The organism is Kitasatospora herbaricolor (assembly GCF_030813695.1).
In the GTDB taxonomy this organism is placed as follows: Bacteria; Actinomycetota; Actinomycetes; order Streptomycetales; family Streptomycetaceae; genus Kitasatospora; species Kitasatospora herbaricolor.
This window is the reverse complement of sequence record NZ_JAUSVA010000002.1, coordinates 5,998,736-6,014,775: the sequence shown is the minus strand read 5'-3', so window position 1 is coordinate 6,014,775 and position 16,040 is coordinate 5,998,736. Positions and strand designations below refer to the sequence as shown.

Below are 16,040 nucleotides of genomic sequence, written 5' to 3'. Positions count from 1 at the left end.
GCCGTGCCGAACCCGGCCCGTCCGGAGCCCGTCCGCCAGGAGCAGGCCGCCCCCCAGCAGGCCCAGCAGCAGTTCCGGCCGGAGCCGATGGCCCTGCCGACCGCGCCCGCCGGCGCCGTCGGCCAGGGTCAGGAGCAGGCCGACTCCCGCTGGTTCCGCGAGGACGGGCGCCCCGCCGGCGACCAGCAGACCAGGGCCCGGCAGTACCAGCCGCAGCGTCCGGGTACCAGCGCGCCCGGCTTCGACGGCCCGCCCGGACCGAGCCAGTCGCCCTACCAGGCCCAGCCCCAGCAGGGCCAGCACCAGCCCCGGCAGCAGCAGGCCCCCCAGGGTCAGCAGGCCACCCAGCAGCAGGCCCAGCAGCAGCAGGGTCAGCAGCCCGGCCAGGGCGACGCGCCGTGGCGCCCGTCGGCCAACGACGAGCGCTGGCGCCGGGCCGAGCAGGTCCGTGAGCCGTCCACCAACGGCATCACGCTCTCCGGCCTCCCCCGGCGGACCCCGCAGGCCAACCTGGTCTCCGGTACCGCCGAGCAGGCCCCGCTGACCGGTCCGCAGGTCTCCCGCGCTCCCGAGGAGGTGCGCGGCCGGCTCACCAACCTGCGGCGCGGCATCCAGCAGGGCCGGCGCGCCGGGGCCGAGCAGACCGGTGGCCAGGGCAATCCCGCGGGTCCCGGCCATGGTGCTCAGCAGGCGGGATTCGATAGTTTCGGGTCCCGCGGGGACGGCAACGAGGCCGGCCGCAACGTGAGCTTCGGCAACGGCGCAGATCATCAGGAGCGTTGAGTTGAGTCAGATGAGCCAGGCCGCACAGAACCTGAACTGGCTGATCACCAATTTCGTGGACAACACCCCCGGGGTGTCCCACACAGTGGTGGTCTCCGCCGACGGGCTTCTGCTCGCCATGTCCGAAGGCTTCCCCCGTGACCGCGCCGACCAGCTCGCCGCCGTCGCATCCGGCCTCACCTCCCTCACCTCCGGCGCCTCCCGCATCTTCGAGGGCGGCGAGGTCAACCAGACCGTCGTCGAGATGGAACGGGGCTTCCTCTTCCTGATGGCCGTCAGCGACGGGTCCTCCCTCGCCGTCCTCGCCTCCCCCGACTCCGACATCGGCCTCGTCGGATACGAGATGGCACTCCTCGTCGACCGCGCCGGCACCGTCCTGACCCCCGCACTGCGCGCCGAACTCCAGGGCAGTCTCCTGCACTGAGCAGAAGTCACCATCCACCTCCACGCCGGGCCCGGCCCGACCGGGCCCGGCGTCCCCACCCTCAGTCAGCGGCCCCCGGGCCCCTGGCACCGCCTCAGCTGAGCATCGTCCCAGCTGGAACCGGCTGCGGACGGCTGCAGCGCAAGGAGGACCCAGATGACCCCGCCCCCGACACCCGCCGGCTCGTACGGCTCCGGGTACGGCAGCGGCTACGGTGGCCAGTCCGACGGCTACGAGCAGCAGCCACTGGTCCGTCCGTACGCGATGACCGGCGGCCGCACCCGGCCCCGGTACCAGCTGGCGATCGAGGCGCTGATCTCGACCACGCCGTCCGCCGAGCGCACCGGAGGGCTGCTCCCCGAGCACGCCCGGATCGTCGGCCTGTGCCGCGAGGTCAAGTCCGTCGCGGAGATCTCCGCACTTGCCGGCGTGCCGCTGGGGGTGGCCCGTATCCTCGTGGCCGACCTCGCCGAGGCCGGTCTTGTCGCCATCCACCAGCCCGCCGCCGCGGGCGAGTCGGGCGGAACGCCCGACGTCACGCTGCTCGAAAGGGTCCTCAGTGGACTTCGCAAGCTCTAACGCGGCCGCCGCGACCCGCGCCACCACCTCCGCGAAGATCGTCGTCGCCGGCGGCTTCGGCGTCGGCAAGACCACCCTCGTCGGCGCCGTCTCCGAGATCAACCCCCTGCGCACCGAAGCCGTCATGACCAGCGCCAGCGCCGGCATCGACGACCTCACCCACACCGCGGGCAAGACGACCACCACCGTCGCCATGGACTTCGGCCGAATCACCCTCGACGAAGACCTCATCCTCTACCTCTTCGGCACCCCCGGCCAGGACCGCTTCTGGTTCATGTGGGACGACCTCGTCCGCGGCGCCATCGGCGCCGTCGTCCTCGTCGACACCCGCCGCCTCGCCGACTGCTTCCCCGCACTCGACTACTTCGAGAACAGCGGCCTGCCCTTCGTCGTCGCACTCAACGGCTTCGAAGGACACCAGCCCCACACCCCCGACGAAGTCCGCGAAGCACTCCAACTCGGCCCCGACACCCCCGTCATCGCCCTCGACGCCCGCCGACGCGACAGCGCCAAAAGCGCCCTCATCACCCTCGTCGAACACGCCCTCCTCGCCCGGCTCCGCTGAGCCGGACGACGTCCCGGATGCCCGCCCACCTGCCCCGGAGGCAGCGGGCGGGCATTTCGGCATCCGGACATGAGCGATGGATAACAGTTCGGTAGGCATTTGGTGATCGACAGTGACCTGCAGTAGCCGGGCAGCGGCACTCAGCGCCAGCATCGCTCCGTTTCGTCCGAGGCTGTCATCAAATGTCCGATTCCAGCGGCGCCGAACCGTCACCAACAGCTGTTTGTCCCGAATCCCTACACGTGCTGAAATTCCAGCTACCCCGAAGACTGTTACGGCAGTTCCGCCCAGCCCCCGGGCCGCTGCCAGGGGTAGCGGTGAATTGATCCATGGCCGCCAGTCGGCCGAGAGGTTGTTGTCGAGTGAGGCGTAAGCAGCCAGTCACCCCGCAGCGGCGCTCCGAGCCCCGCCAGAGCGAGCCGAACGGTGGAGCGACCGAGCCCACCGGGTTCTCCGCGTTCACCCCGACCGAGGACCGGCCGAACGCCGGCCCCGTCGGGCCCGCGGCCGTGCCGGGCGCTTCCGAGCGCAAGCCGGGTGCCAAGCCTGAGCCCGAACCGGAGAGTGCCAAGGAGTCCGGCGGGAGGTACGAGTTCCTCGCCCCGCGCAACTGGCGGGTGCCCACCCGCCTGGTCGCGATCCTGCTGATCCCCGTCGTCATCGGCCTCGTCTTCGGCGGCCTGCGCGTCAACTCGTCCTTCGACGACTACGTCAAGGCCGACCGCGCGGTGAAGACCGCCGAGCTCGCCCGGGCCGCCACCAAGCTGGCCGACGCTCTGGAGAACGAGCGCGACCAGTCGCTGGCACCGCTCCTGCTGAACCAGGACGCCGAGGGCAAGGTCCCCGCCCTGCGGGCGAAGACCGACGCGGCGCTCAAGGGTTACAAGGACGCGTACGCCAAGATCTCCGACGACGCCCTGCTGGCGCACCGCGACGCGGCGTTCCAGGGCCTCCTCGTCTCGCTGCCCCACCTGCGCGACAACGCCTACAAGCCCGAGCTCTTCGCCACCGCGACGCAGGCCGCCTACTCGACCCTGATCGCGCCGCTGATGGCGTACGACAACTCGGTCGGCTTCGGCAGCTCCAGCGTCACCAGCAAGGGCCGGGCGATCTACGCCATCTCGCTGGCCAAGGCCTCCGCCTCGACCCAGCGCGCGCTGATGCTGCACCTGCTGGTCGGCATCCAGGCCGGCTCCACCACCCGCTACGAGAACACCGAGCTCATCCAGCAGCTCCTGGTCTCGGCGAAGCTGGAGCAGGTCTCGATCGCCGAGTTCAACACCGGCAGCGCCCCCGAGGACGCCCGGGTCTACGCCGACGCGCTGGTCACCCAGGCCAACGCCGACGAGCGGGCCGCGCTGCGGATGCCCAACGGCAGCGCGCCGACCGTCCCCGGCCTGCTCGCCATCGGCATGGCCTACAGCCAGAACGCCGCCGAGGGCCAGAGCAAGGGCAAGGCCGCCGCCGACGCGGCCATCGCCGAGGCCGTCGCCGCGGGCCTGGAGCCCAAGCGCTGGGAGCAGGCCACCAGCACCCACATGGCCAGCCTGCAGGCCACCGAGAACCAGCTGCTCGACCAGGTCGTCGCCGACGCCGCGAACCTCAAGTCGCGCGCCCAGACCGACGCCCTGCTCAACTCGGTCATCGTGATCGCCGCACTGGCCCTGGCCGGTCTGCTCACCGGGTTCATCGCCCGCTCGATGATCCTCGGCATGCGCACCCTGAACAGCGCCGCGCTGGAGATCGCCAACCACCGCCTGCCGGACCTGGTCGAGAGGCTCTCCAAGACCGACCCGGACCGGGTGGACACCTCGGTGTCGCCGATCCCGCTGCACGGCAAGGACGAGATCGGCGAGGTCGCCCGCGCCTTCGACCAGGTGCACCGGCAGGCGGTCTCGCTGGCCGCCGAGCAGGCCCTGCTCCGAGGGAACGTCAACGCGATCTTCACCAACCTGTCGCGCCGCAGCCAGGGCCTCATCCAGCGCCAGCTGGCGCTGATCACCGACCTGGAGAACAACGAGGCCGACCCGGACCAGCTGGAGAACCTCTTCAAGCTGGACCACCTCGCGACCCGTATGCGCCGCAACGGTGAGAACCTGCTCGTCCTCGCGGGCGAGGAGGCCGGCCGCCGCTGGAACACCCCGGTGCCGCTGGTCGACGTGCTCCGCGCCGCCTCCTCCGAGGTGGAGCAGTACGAGCGTGTCGAGCTGGCCGGCATCCCGGAGGCCGAGGTCATCGGCGCCGCGGTGACCGACCTCGTCCACCTGCTCGCCGAGCTGCTGGAGAACGCCACCTCGTTCTCCAGCCCGCAGACCCGGGTGCTGGTCAACGCCACCCGCCTGCCGGACGGCCGGGTGCTGGTCGAGATCCACGACAAGGGCATCGGCCTCACCGCCGAGGACTTCGCCGAGATCAACGAGAAGCTGGCCGAGCCGCCCACCGTCGACGCCACCATCTCCCGCCGCATGGGCCTGTTCGTGGTCGGCCGCCTCTCGCAGCGCCACGACATCCGGGTCCAGCTGCGTCCGTCCGGCGAGTCCGCGGGCACCACCTCGCTGGTGATGCTCCCGCAGCACCTGACCGAGATGAACGCACCGGCGGAGCCCGAGGAGCAGTTCACCGTCTCGCGGATCTTCGCCGACCAGGAGCCCGGCCAGGAGGCGTGGTCCGCGGAACTCCAGAGCACCCGCAGCGCCGCCGAACTCGGCTTCGACGACCACCTGACCGGCCGGGGCGGCGCCAGCGGCTTCAGCCCGGCCCTGGAGGCCGTGCAGCGCTCGCAGCGGCTCGACCAGGCCCGCCGCGCGGCCCTGGAGGCCGGCCCGAGCGCCGCCGAGCCGGTGGAGGCCGAGATCGAGGAGGCGCCCTACGGGACGTCCTCCGAGGACTACCAGCAGCAGGAGTACGCCGCCCCGTACGCCGAGGAGCCCTTCCAGGGCGGCCAGGCGTACGACCAGGACCCGTACGGCCGCCCGGTGCAGACCGGCCAGGCCTACGGCGACGGGGGCTACGACGGGTACCAGGGCGACGGCTACCAGGGCGACCAGTACGGCCAGCAGCAGTACGGCCAGCAGTACGCCGAGGCCGGCTACGACGGCGGCTACCAGGGCGACGGCTACGGCCAGCAGTACGGCGGCCAGGACGACCAGTACGGCCAGCAGGAGTTCGACGGCTACCGCGGCGACTCCTACCTGGACGACGTCCGGCAGGCGCGCGAGGAGGCCGCCGGCCACCCGTACGCGCCGGAGCCCGCCGCCCTGCCGCCGGCCGCCCCGGCCGCACCGGCCCCGACACTCGCCTCCGGGCTGCCGCAGCGCCGCCCGGGCCAGCAGCTGGCCGGCGGCGGCGCGGGCCTCGGTGCCCGCGCGATCGGCGACCAGGACGCCGGCGACAAGCCGAACTGGTTCACCGGTGCCAAGGAGGCCACGGTGGACCCCGAGCCGCGCGGCCACGAGGTGTCGGCGCTCGGCGGGTACGGCCCCACCGGCCCCACCGGCCAGCCGAACCCGTCCTGGCAGTCCGCCAACGACGGTGACTGGCAGCGCGCCGAACAGCTGCGCGAGCCGGCCGCCGGCGGGGTGACGCCCTCCGGGCTGCCGCGCCGGGTGCCCAAGCAGAACCTGGTGGCCGGCAATGCCAAGCCGACCCCGCAGGACGGCCCGCAGGTCTCCCGTACGCCGGAGGAGGTTCGTGGCCGGCTGACGAACCTGCGCCGCGGCGTGGAGCAGGGCCGCAGCGCGACGAGTGGCTCCGGTAACACCGGCAGCTTCCGGATCGACCCCGACCAGACCGACCGGTCCGGCAACGGACAGCAGAACCGCAGCACCGATCTCTTCGGCGGCTCGAACCACCAGGAGCGTTGAGTTGAGTCAGATGAGCCAGGCCGCACAGAACCTGAACTGGCTGATCACCAATTTCGTGGACAACACCCCCGGGGTGTCCCACACAGTGGTGGTCTCCGCCGACGGGCTTCTGCTCGCCATGTCCGAAGGCTTCCCCCGTGACCGCGCCGACCAGCTCGCCGCCGTCGCATCCGGCCTCACCTCCCTTACCTCCGGCGCCTCCCGCATCTTCGAGGGCGGCGAGGTCAACCAGACCGTCGTCGAGATGGAACGGGGCTTCCTCTTCCTGATGGCCGTCAGCGACGGGTCCTCCCTCGCCGTCCTCGCCTCCCCCGACTCCGACATCGGCCTCGTCGGATACGAGATGGCACTCCTCGTCGACCGCGCCGGCGCCGTCCTGACCCCCGCGCTGCGCGCCGAACTCCAGGGCAGTCTCCTGCACTGACGGATCGTCGGATACCGTCCTGGTATTCGAAGCACCTCTGCGCCCGTCCCGGGCCCGCGTCAGCGGGCTCGGGTTCGGACGTTGTACGGCCTTCGCACCACCGGCCCCGGACTCGTCCGGGGCTCGCAACGCACCGCCGCACCTTGTGAGGAGAGGATCCGTGAACCCGCCCGACGACCATAGCGGCCAGTACGGCGTTCCGTACCCAGGCACCGGCCACGACGCCTTCGGAGCCCCTGGCGTCGGCCACGGCCAGCAGTACGGCCGGCACCAGCAGCCCGGCCAGGAGTACGGTCAGCAGCCTTACCAGCAGGACCAGTTCGGCCAGAGCTACGGTCAGCAGCCGTACCAGCAGGACCAGTTCGGCCGCCCGCAGGAAGAACGCCAGTACGACCAGCGGCAGTACGGGCAGGAGTACGGCCAGCAGCCGTACGAGCGCCGGCCCGGCGCCTACCCCGCGCCCGAAAGCCCCGGTCACGTCGAGGAGTTCGAGGACGAAGAGGACTCCGGTCCGCTGATCCGTCCGTTCGCGATGACCGGCGGACGCACCCGGCCCCGGTACGAACTCGCCCTGGAGGCACTGGTCTCCGCGAGTGTCGACCCGCAGCGCCTGGCCACCCTGCTCCCCGAGCACCAGCGGATCTGCTCCCTGTGCACGGAGGTCAAGTCCGTCGCCGAGGTGTCGGCGCTGCTCTCCCTGCCCCTGGGAGTGGCCCGCATCCTGGTCGCCGACCTCGCCGAGGCCGGCCTCGTGGCCATCCACCAGCCCGCTTCCGGCGGCGAATCCGGAAACCAGCCCGACGTCACGCTGCTCGAAAGGGTCCTCAGTGGACTTCGCAAGCTCTAACGCGGCCGCCGCGACCCGCGCCACCACCTCCGCGAAGATCGTCGTCGCCGGCGGCTTCGGCGTCGGCAAGACCACCCTCGTCGGCGCCGTCTCCGAGATCAACCCCCTGCGCACCGAAGCCGTCATGACCAGCGCCAGCGCCGGCATCGACGACCTCACCCACACCGCGGGCAAGACGACCACCACCGTCGCCATGGACTTCGGCCGAATCACCCTCGACGAAGACCTCATCCTCTACCTCTTCGGCACCCCCGGCCAGGACCGCTTCTGGTTCATGTGGGACGACCTCGTCCGCGGCGCCATCGGCGCCGTCGTCCTCGTCGACACCCGCCGCCTCGCCGACTGCTTCCCCGCACTCGACTACTTCGAGAACAGCGGCCTGCCCTTCGTCGTCGCACTCAACGGCTTCGAAGGACACCAGCCCCACACCCCCGACGAAGTCCGCGAAGCACTCCAACTCGGCCCCGACACCCCCGTCATCGCCCTCGACGCCCGCCGACGCGACAGCGCCAAAAGCGCCCTCATCACCCTCGTCGAACACGCCCTCCTCGCCCGGCTCCGCTGAGCACCGGGCAGGGCCTGGACGCGACGTGGCCCACGGACCTACCCGGTCCGTGGGCCACTTTCCGATCGTCCGCGGGCCCGGCCGGGCGCGGGCCGCGGCCCGGTCCTCCGGGCGGCGCTCACCCCTGCGGGTCGAGCCCCGCCCGGATCAGACCGTAGGTGTAGGCGTCCTCCAGTGCCCGCCAGGAGGCGGCGATCACGTTGTCCGCGACCCCCACCGTGGACCAGGTCGTGGTGCCGTCGGTGGACTCGATCAGCACCCGGGTCTTGGAGCCGGTACCGTGCTGGCCCTCCAGGATCCGCACCTTGTAGTCCACCAGCTCCATCTTGGCGAGCTGCGGGTAGATCCCTTCGAGCGCCGCGCGCAGGGCCCGGTCCAGGGCGTCGACCGGGCCGTTGCCCTCGCCGGTCGCGATCCGGCGCTCGCCCTTCGCCCAGAGCTTCACGGTGGCCTCGTTGCCGGCGCTCTCGCCCCCGCCGTTGCCGTTGCCGGACTGCTGCTCGCTGATCGTCCGCCAGGACTCCAGGGTGAAGAAGCGCTCCCGGCCGCCGCGCGCCTCGTCGCGCAGCAGCAGCTCGAAGGAGGCGTCCGCGGCCTCGTAGGTGTAGCCGAGGTTCTCCTGCTCCTTGACCTTGGCCACCACCCGGCCGACCAGGTCGCGGTCGGCGGAGAGGTCGTAGCCCAGCTCCTTGCCCTTCAGCTCGACCGAGGCCCGCCCGGCCATGTCGGAGACCAGCATCCGCATGGTGTTGCCGACCCGCTCGGGGTCGATGTGCTGGTAGAGGTCCGGGTCCACCTTGATGGCGGAGGCGTGCAGACCGGCCTTGTGCGCGAAGGCCGAGACGCCGACGTACGGCTGGTGGGTCGAGGGCGCCAGGTTGACCACCTCGGCGATGGCGTGCGAGATCCGGGTCATCTCGGCGAGCCGGCCCTCCGGCAGCACCTTCATGCCGTACTTGATCTCCAGCGCGCCGACCACCGGGAAGAGGTTGGCGTTGCCGACCCGCTCGCCGTAGCCGTTGGCGGTGCACTGCACGTGGGTGGCGCCGGCGTCCACCGCGGCCAGCGAGTTGGCGACCGCGCAGCCGGTGTCGTCCTGGGCGTGGATGCCGAGCCGCGCCCCGGTGCTGGCCAGCACGTCGGCGACGATCTCGTGCACCCCGGCCGGCAGCATCCCGCCGTTGGTGTCGCAGAGCACCACCACGTCGGCGCCGGCGTCGTGCGCGGCGCGCACCACGGCGAGCGCGTAGTCGCGGTTGGCCTTGTAGCCGTCGAAGAAGTGCTCGCAGTCGATGAACACCCGGCGGCCCTGCGAGCGCAGGTAGGACACGCTGTCCCGGACCATCGCCAGGTTCTCGTCCAGCGTGGTGCGCAGGGCCAGCTCGACGTGCCGGTCGTGCGACTTGGCGACCAGGGTGACGACCGGCGCGCCCGAGTTGACCAGGGCGGCCAGCTGCGGGTCGTCGGCGGCGCTGCCGCCGGCCCGGCGGGTGGCGCCGAAGGCGACCAGCTGCGCGTGCTGGAGGTCCAGCTCGGCGGCGGCGCGGGCGAAGAACTCGGTGTCCCGGGGGTTGGCACCGGGCCAGCCGCCCTCGATGAACCCGACGCCGAACTCGTCCAGGTACCGGGCGATGTTCAGCTTGTCGGCCACCGTGAGGTTGATGCCCTCGCGCTGCGCGCCGTCGCGCAGGGTGGTGTCGAAGACGTGGAAGCTGTCGTGGGAATCGCTGCTGGCCTCGGTCATGGCCCTGGTCTCTCCGTTCGGGCTGGGCCCCTCCCGCCCGGAGCCGGGCGGGAGGGGAACTGCTGTTGCCGGATGTCTGGCTCCACTGTCCACCATGCCCGCGCACCACCCGGAGGACCGGACGGCCCCTGGTGGGGGCCCCGGGAGCTCCGGATCCTGTCCCGCGGGCCGGGGGTGGGGCCTGCGGGGCAAAACAAAAGACCCCTCGCGGGTGCGAGAGGTCTGCGCGCGGGTCTGACACCAGGTCGCTCCGCGAAGGGGTACTGCGGAGCGGTCACTGTGGACCGGCGCGCCTGCTGCTAATAATGAGCGCGAGCGAGGACACGTTCGCAGTCTGGCACAGCATCCAGGATGCGGCTGCGGTGTCTCGCCATCCGGGACGGACTCTTCGCCGGCTCAGTGCAGCCGGTCGGTCCGCAGAGCGAATCCGAAGGGTTCCGGCGGCTCCAGCGGCTCAGCGGACGGAACGCTTCGAGGGTACCCAGCCGGGCGCCCCGCCGTGGCGGGGCGCCCGGCACGAGGATCAGACGATCCTGTGCAGCCAGCCGTGGGTGTCCGGCGCCTGGCCGCCCTGGACGGCGAGCAGCGCCTTGCGCAGCTCCAGGGTGATCGGGCCGGGCTCGCCGGCGCCGACCGTCCAGTCGGCGCGGGCCGACTTGACCGAACCGACCGGGGTGATGACCGCGGCGGTGCCGCAGGCGAAGACCTCGGTCAGGGTGCCGTCGGCGTTGCCCTGCTTCCACTCGTCGGTGGAGATCCGGCGCTCCTCGACGGCGTAGCCGAGGTCGGCGGCCATCGCGAGCAGCGAGTCACGGGTGATGCCGGGGAGCAGCGCGCCGGACAGCTCGGGGGTGACGATCTTCGCGTCCTTGCCCTCGCCGAAGACGAAGTACAGGTTCATCCCGCCCATCTCCTCGATCCACCGGTGCTCGGCGGCGTCGAGCCAGACGACCTGGTCGCAGCCCTTCTCGGCGGCCTGGGCCTGGGCGATCAGCGAGGCGGCGTAGTTGCCGGCGCACTTGGCGGTGCCGGTGCCGCCGGGGGCCGCCCGGACGTACTCCTCGGAGAGCCAGACGGAGACGGGCTTGACGCCGCCGGGGAAGTAGGCGCCGGCCGGCGAGGCGATGATCATGAAGAGGTACTCGTTCGCGGGCCGGACACCCAGGCCGACCTCGGTGGCGAACATGAACGGCCGCAGGTACAGGCTCTGCTCGGGCTCGTTCGGGACCCACGCCTGGTCCTGCTGGACGAGCAGCTCGACGGCCTCGACGAAGGCCTCGACCGGCAGCTCGGGCATCGCGAGCCGGCGGGCGGAGGCCTGGAAGCGCTCGGCGTTGGCGGTCGGCCGGAAGGTGGCGATGGAGCCGTCGGCCTGGCGGTACGCCTTGAGGCCCTCGAAGATCGCCTGCCCGTAGTGCAGCGTCATGTTCGCCGGGTCGATCTCCAGCGGCGCGTACGGCGTCAGCTGGGCGTCGTGCCAGCCCCGGCCCTCGGTCCAGCGGATGGTGACCATGTGGTCGGTGAAGACCCGGCCGAAACCGGGGTTGGCCAGCCGGGCCGCTCGCTCCGCGTCGTCCAGCGGGTGGGCGGAGGGCTTGAGGTCGAACGTGATGGGCGCCTGGGTGGGCGTGCTCATGGCTGTCTGTCCTTCACCGTGGGGTTGGTCAGGGCCCTGCCCGCCGGTGTTCGAACACACCACGGCACGGCCCACTGTTGATAGTCGCATCTAGAGGGCCGTGCCGAACAGCTGGCAAACCAGCTGTGAAGGTGTCGCCGGCCCGTCAGCCGGATACTCGGGCGACGAGCGCGTCGCCGACCTGCGAGGTGGAGCGGACGCCGGTGCGCTCGGCCAGGTCGGCGGCCACGGCGGCCTCGACCTTGGCCGCCTCGGCGGTGAAGCCGAGGTGCTCCAGCAGCATGGCGACGGACAGCACGGTGGCGGTCGGGTCGGCCTTGCCCTGGCCGGCGATGTCCGGCGCCGAGCCGTGCACGGGCTCGAACATCGACGGGAAGTCGCCGGACGGGTTGATGTTGCCGCTCGCCGCCAGGCCGATGCCGCCGGTGACGGCGGCGGCCAGGTCGGTGAGGATGTCGCCGAACAGGTTGTCGGTGACGATCACGTCGAAGCGCTCGGGCTGGGTGACGAAGAAGATCGTCGCGGCGTCGACGTGCAGGTAGTCGGTGGTGACCTCGGGGAACTCCTGGCCGACCTGCTGGAAGATCCGGGTCCACAGGTGGCCGGCGTGCACCAGCACGTTGTTCTTGTGGACCAGGGTCAGCTTCTTGCGCGGGCGGGCGTCGGCGCGGCGGTAGGCGTCGCGCACCACGCGCTCGATGCCGTACGCGGTGTTGAGGCTGACCTCGGTGGCCACCTCGTGCTCGGTGCCGGTGCGCAGGGTGCCGCCGTTGCCGACGTACGGGCCCTCGGTGCCCTCGCGGACGACGACGAAGTCGATCTCCGGCTCGCCGGCCAGCGGCGACTTCACACCGGGGAAGAGCTTGCCCGGGCGGAGGTTGATGTGGTGGTCGAAGGCGAAGCGCAGCTTCAGCAGCAGCCCGCGCTCCAGGACGCCGGACGGGACGCTCGGGTCGCCGATGGCGCCGAGCAGGATCGCGTCGTGGCCCTTGAGCTCCTCCAGCACGCTGTCCGGGAGGGTCTCCCCGGTGCGGTGGTAGCGGCGGGCGCCGAGGTCGTACTCGGTCGCCTCCACCTTGACGTCCGCGGGGAGGGCGGCACCCAGGACCTTGAGGCCTTCGGCCACCACTTCCTGGCCGATGCCGTCACCGGGGATCACTGCGAGACGAAGGCTGCGAGACATGTAGGGGACCCTACTCCGGCGTCCACGGGCTGACACCTGATGTCCACTATCCGGACGCGCCGTGTCGCCCGCACAGGTGGGCGGCCCGTCAGCCGAGTTCGACGTCCACCGGGAACGGGCGGTCCAGCTTCAGCACCTTGTGGTGGATCCCCGCCACGCCGTACCCGCCGGTGGCCGGGTCCAGCTCGTACACGTAGACCACGGGGCGGCCCTCGTCGCTCTCCACCCGCCAGAAGTGCGGGATGCCGGCGGCGGCGTACTTGCGGGGCTTGGTGTCGCGGTCCCGCTCCATGGACTCCTCCGAGACCACCTCGACGGCCAGCAGGACATCGGCGGCGAGACAGAAGGTCTGCCTCGGCCCGGTGTCCGAGCGCGCGTCCACCACGAGGAGATCGGGCTCGGGCCGGTTCCGCGCATTCAGTTTCACCGTCATCTCCCGCCACACCTCCCACTCCTCGGGGGCCGCCGCCACCAGTGCGCGCTCCAGGGCGCGGATCGTCCTCATGTGGAACTTCGTCTGAGGACTCACGAACACCAGGCTCCCGTCGATCAGCTGCGTGTGCGGCGGGAGGTCCGGCAGCCGGTCGAGGTCGTCGGCGGTCCAGCCGCCGGCCGGCGGGCGGATCCAGTCGGGGTACGGTTCGGCGCTCATGATTGCTCCCACGCGGCGAGTCTGGCGGGTGTTCTCAGGCTACTGGGCAGGTGCCCGGAAGAAGCCACTCCGACGAGGGAGCGCATGGCCCGGCCGCGCGCGCCCGCCGCCTATGCTCGATCCGATCAGGCCTGGACATTCCTCGCAGAACGGACCACGGCGCGTTGAGCGAGACCTTCACCCCTCGCCGCCGGGAGGCCGCCGCGGCCGGGGTCGCCGCCGTGCTGGCCGCGGGCGCGTACTGCCTGGCGACGGCCGCCCGCGGGACCTACCCGCTCGGTCCGCACGCCCCCGCCCGCGCCGCCCTGGGAGACATCGCCGTCCCGTTCCACGCCCACCTGTGGGACCTGCTGCACGGCAACACCACCGGCGACCTGCTGTTCAACTGGGGCAGCGGCTACGGCACGCCGTTCCTGCCCGACCTCGCCGCCTACCTGCTCAACCCCTTCTCCTGGCTGGTCGGGCTCTTCCCGCGCGCGGACGTCGGCGCGGCCGTGTTCCTGGTCACCGTGCTGAGCATCGCCGCCGCCGCCGCGCTGATGACCCACGCCCTGGGCCGGCTGCACCACGGACCGCCCTGGCTGCGGGCCCTGCTCGCGGTCGGGTACGCGCTCTGCGCCTGGGTGCTGGACGACGGCGCCGCGAACCCGGGGTGGATGTGGGGGCCGGTGGCGCTGCCGCTGCTGCTGCTGGCGGCCGACTGGTGCCTGCACGAACGGCGCTGGGCGGCCGGGGCCGTCTGCGTGGCGGCGGCCTGGGCCGGCAGCCTGCACACCGCCGTGGCGGCCACCCTCACCGCCGGACTGGTGCTGCTGGTCCGCCTGGTGGCCAGCGCCCCGCTGCTGCCGGGGTCCACGCCGCGGGCCTGGGTCCGGGTGACCGGGCGGGCGGTGACCATGACGGCGGCCGGGGCGCTGGTCTCCTCGCCGGTGCTGTTCGTCGCCGTCACCGCCGCGCAGGACGCCCGGCCCGGGCCGCTCACCTCGACCGACGCCTCCCCCGGCCTGCTCGCCCAGCTCTCCCAGCTGCTGCCCGGCGGGCAGGCCGCTCCGCCACTGCCGGACGTCGCGGTCGGGATGCTCGGGCTGCTGCTGGCGGCGAGCCTGCCGTTCAACCCCCGGGTGCGGGCCAGGGAGCGGATCGCCTGGTGCGTGCTGCCCGCGCTGGCGGCGCTGATCCTGCTCCGGCGGCCCGAGGTGCTGCGCTGGCACGGCCTGGCCCTGCCGGTGGCCGGCCCGTACCGGGCGGCCTTCGTGGTCAGCGGACTGCTCGTGCTGGCCGCCTGGGTCTCCCTCTCGCACCGGCCCGGGCCGCTCCCGCTGCTCGGCGGGGCCGGGCTGGTGCTGCTGCTCGCGGTGCTCGCCCACGGCCAGGACGCGCTGCGCACCCCGGACTGGCTGCGGGCGGCGGCCGGCGGCGCGGCCGCGCTGGCCGCGCTGTGGGCGCTGGAGCTGCTGCACGACCGGCCCCGGGCGAGCGGGCTGATCACCCTGGCGCTGGCCGCCGGGGTGCTGGGCGGCGCCGTCTGGTCCGCGTACGCGGCGGGCGGAGCGGCCGGGCGCGAGGTGGCGACGGCGCCGGCCGAGGCCGCCTACCGGGCACTGCGGGCGGCCGGCGACTGGCCGGACGGCCGCGCCGATCCCGGTCCGCACGCGTTCACCGCCAACGACCCGCTGCTGCTGGGCGGTCAGGGCGGCGGGTACGCCTCCGACCAGTTGCCCGCCGCCCTCGCGCAGACCCTGCACGACCTGGGGGCGGGCTGGACCGACTCGGGCCGGCACACCCTGAGCCCGGACGACCCGGTCGGCCGGGCGCTGTTCGGCGTCCGGACGTACCTCGTGGACGGCCCGGCCCCGGACGGTTTCACGGTGGCCCACGCGCCGGCCCCGCCACTGGTCACGGTGCGCCCGCCCGGCCCGGGCGACACCGGCTCGGTCTGGACCCGGCGGGAGACCGTGCTGGGCGGGCCGCTCTACGAGGTACCCGTCCCGGTGCCGGCCGGCGGGCCGCCCGCCGTACCGCACGGCAGCAGCGGCTGGTCGGTGCCGGCCACCCCGCCGGGCCAGGCCGGCACCGTCCTGGCGGCGAGCTGCCCGCCGGGCAGTACGGCGTACTTCCACGCCCTCTGGTTCCACGGCACGGTGTCGGGGCTCGGCAGCACCTTCACCAGTGACGGCGAACAGCCGTACACGGCCGTGGGGGTACGGGTGCTCGGCCCGGTGCCGGCCGACGGCCGGGTGGAGGTGCTGCTGCGCACGTCCACCGCCGGCCAGGTCCCGGCCAGGCCGCTGGGCTGCCTGCGGGCCGGCGCGCTGGACGGGACGCTGGCACGACTGGCGGCGGGTGGCGGCGCGGTGGTGACGGCGGGCGGGCACAGTGTCAGCGCGGTGCTCCCGGCCGGTCCGGCCGGCACCGCGGTGCTGTCGGTGCCGGCCGTCCGGGGCTGGACCTGCTCGGCGGGCGGCGGGCCGTACACCGCGCCGCGGTCCGTGGTCGGTCTGGTCGGCGTGCCGCTGAAGGCCGGGGACTCCCGGCTCACCTGCTCGTTCAGGCAGCCGGGGCTGGCGCCCGGGCTGGTGGTGGGGCTGGCCTCGGCCGGGGTGATCGCACTGGTGGCGGCGACCCACGTACCGCGCCGCCGGCCGGCCAGGTCGGCCCGGGCGACCCGCCGGGCCGGGGCCGCGGCGGCCGGCGGCGCGGCCGGTTCGCCGCCGGCCTGAGGCACCGCCGTCCGCCGGTCCCGGGCCTGGGGCCGCGGGCACCGGCGGACGGCGG

The 16,040-nt window shown here is 72.9% G+C and carries 13 protein-coding genes; 9 read left to right on the top strand and 4 right to left on the bottom strand.

Features of this window, described 5'->3' with window-relative positions; all coding sequences use genetic code 11:
* Positions 1-3: 3 nt before the first annotated feature.
* From J2S46_RS26550 to J2S46_RS26515, 8 genes are all read left to right on the top strand, one after another.
* The gene (locus tag J2S46_RS26550) at positions 4-783 is read left to right on the top strand and encodes a hypothetical protein (protein ID WP_307351369.1); all 780 of its coding nucleotides are present in this window, start codon (positions 4-6) and stop codon (positions 781-783) included.
* A 10-nt stretch (positions 784-793) separates the two neighbouring features.
* Positions 794-1,207, top strand: coding sequence for a roadblock/LC7 domain-containing protein (locus J2S46_RS26545; protein ID WP_073926031.1), 414 nt, complete (start codon positions 794-796; stop codon positions 1,205-1,207).
* A gap of 156 nt (positions 1,208-1,363) precedes the next feature.
* The gene (locus J2S46_RS26540; protein ID WP_073926032.1) at positions 1,364-1,786 is read left to right on the top strand and encodes a DUF742 domain-containing protein; all 423 of its coding nucleotides are present in this window, start codon (positions 1,364-1,366) and stop codon (positions 1,784-1,786) included.
* Positions 1,767-2,351 carry a GTP-binding protein gene (locus tag J2S46_RS26535; protein WP_073926033.1) on the top strand — a complete coding sequence of 195 codons (585 nt, stop codon included), beginning with the start codon at positions 1,767-1,769 and terminating at the stop codon, positions 2,349-2,351. The genes J2S46_RS26540 and J2S46_RS26535 overlap by 20 nt, the downstream gene beginning before the upstream one ends.
* 362 nt (positions 2,352-2,713) lie before the next feature.
* On the top strand, positions 2,714-6,214 hold the full coding sequence (locus tag J2S46_RS26530) for a sensor histidine kinase (protein WP_229913459.1): 3,501 nt from the start codon (positions 2,714-2,716) through the stop codon (positions 6,212-6,214).
* Positions 6,215-6,224: 10 nt separating this feature from the next.
* On the top strand, positions 6,225-6,638 hold the full coding sequence (locus tag J2S46_RS26525; RefSeq protein ID WP_073926035.1) for a roadblock/LC7 domain-containing protein: 414 nt from the start codon (positions 6,225-6,227) through the stop codon (positions 6,636-6,638).
* Between the two features lie 160 nt (positions 6,639-6,798).
* Positions 6,799-7,485 carry a DUF742 domain-containing protein gene (locus tag J2S46_RS26520; protein WP_191294938.1) on the top strand — a complete coding sequence of 229 codons (687 nt, stop codon included), beginning with the start codon at positions 6,799-6,801 and terminating at the stop codon, positions 7,483-7,485.
* Entirely contained in the window at positions 7,466-8,050 is a 585-nt protein-coding gene (locus tag J2S46_RS26515) for a GTP-binding protein (RefSeq protein WP_073926033.1), read from the top strand. Before J2S46_RS26520 ends, J2S46_RS26515 begins: the two co-directional genes overlap by 20 nt.
* 118 nt (positions 8,051-8,168) lie before the next feature.
* Here J2S46_RS26515 and cimA read toward each other — a convergent pair whose 3' ends face one another.
* From cimA to J2S46_RS26495, 4 genes are all read right to left on the bottom strand, one after another.
* The gene (cimA, locus tag J2S46_RS26510) at positions 8,169-9,794 is read right to left on the bottom strand and encodes a citramalate synthase (protein ID WP_191289575.1); all 1,626 of its coding nucleotides are present in this window, start codon (positions 9,792-9,794) and stop codon (positions 8,169-8,171) included.
* 523 nt (positions 9,795-10,317) lie between these two features.
* Positions 10,318-11,430: a branched-chain amino acid aminotransferase gene (locus J2S46_RS26505; protein ID WP_191289574.1), complete on the bottom strand. Its 1,113-nt coding sequence runs from the start codon at positions 11,428-11,430 to the stop codon at positions 10,318-10,320.
* A gap of 145 nt (positions 11,431-11,575) precedes the next feature.
* Entirely contained in the window at positions 11,576-12,613 is a 1,038-nt protein-coding gene (locus J2S46_RS26500; protein ID WP_191289573.1) for a 3-isopropylmalate dehydrogenase, read from the bottom strand.
* Positions 12,614-12,701: 88 nt separating this feature from the next.
* Entirely contained in the window at positions 12,702-13,265 is a 564-nt protein-coding gene (locus J2S46_RS26495; RefSeq protein WP_190214692.1) for a Uma2 family endonuclease, read from the bottom strand.
* 164 nt (positions 13,266-13,429) lie between these two features.
* Here J2S46_RS26495 and J2S46_RS26490 point away from each other — a divergent pair, with 164 nt between their 5' ends.
* Positions 13,430-15,985: a YfhO family protein gene (locus J2S46_RS26490; protein ID WP_191289572.1), complete on the top strand. Its 2,556-nt coding sequence runs from the start codon at positions 13,430-13,432 to the stop codon at positions 15,983-15,985.
* Positions 15,986-16,040 lie beyond the last annotated feature (55 nt).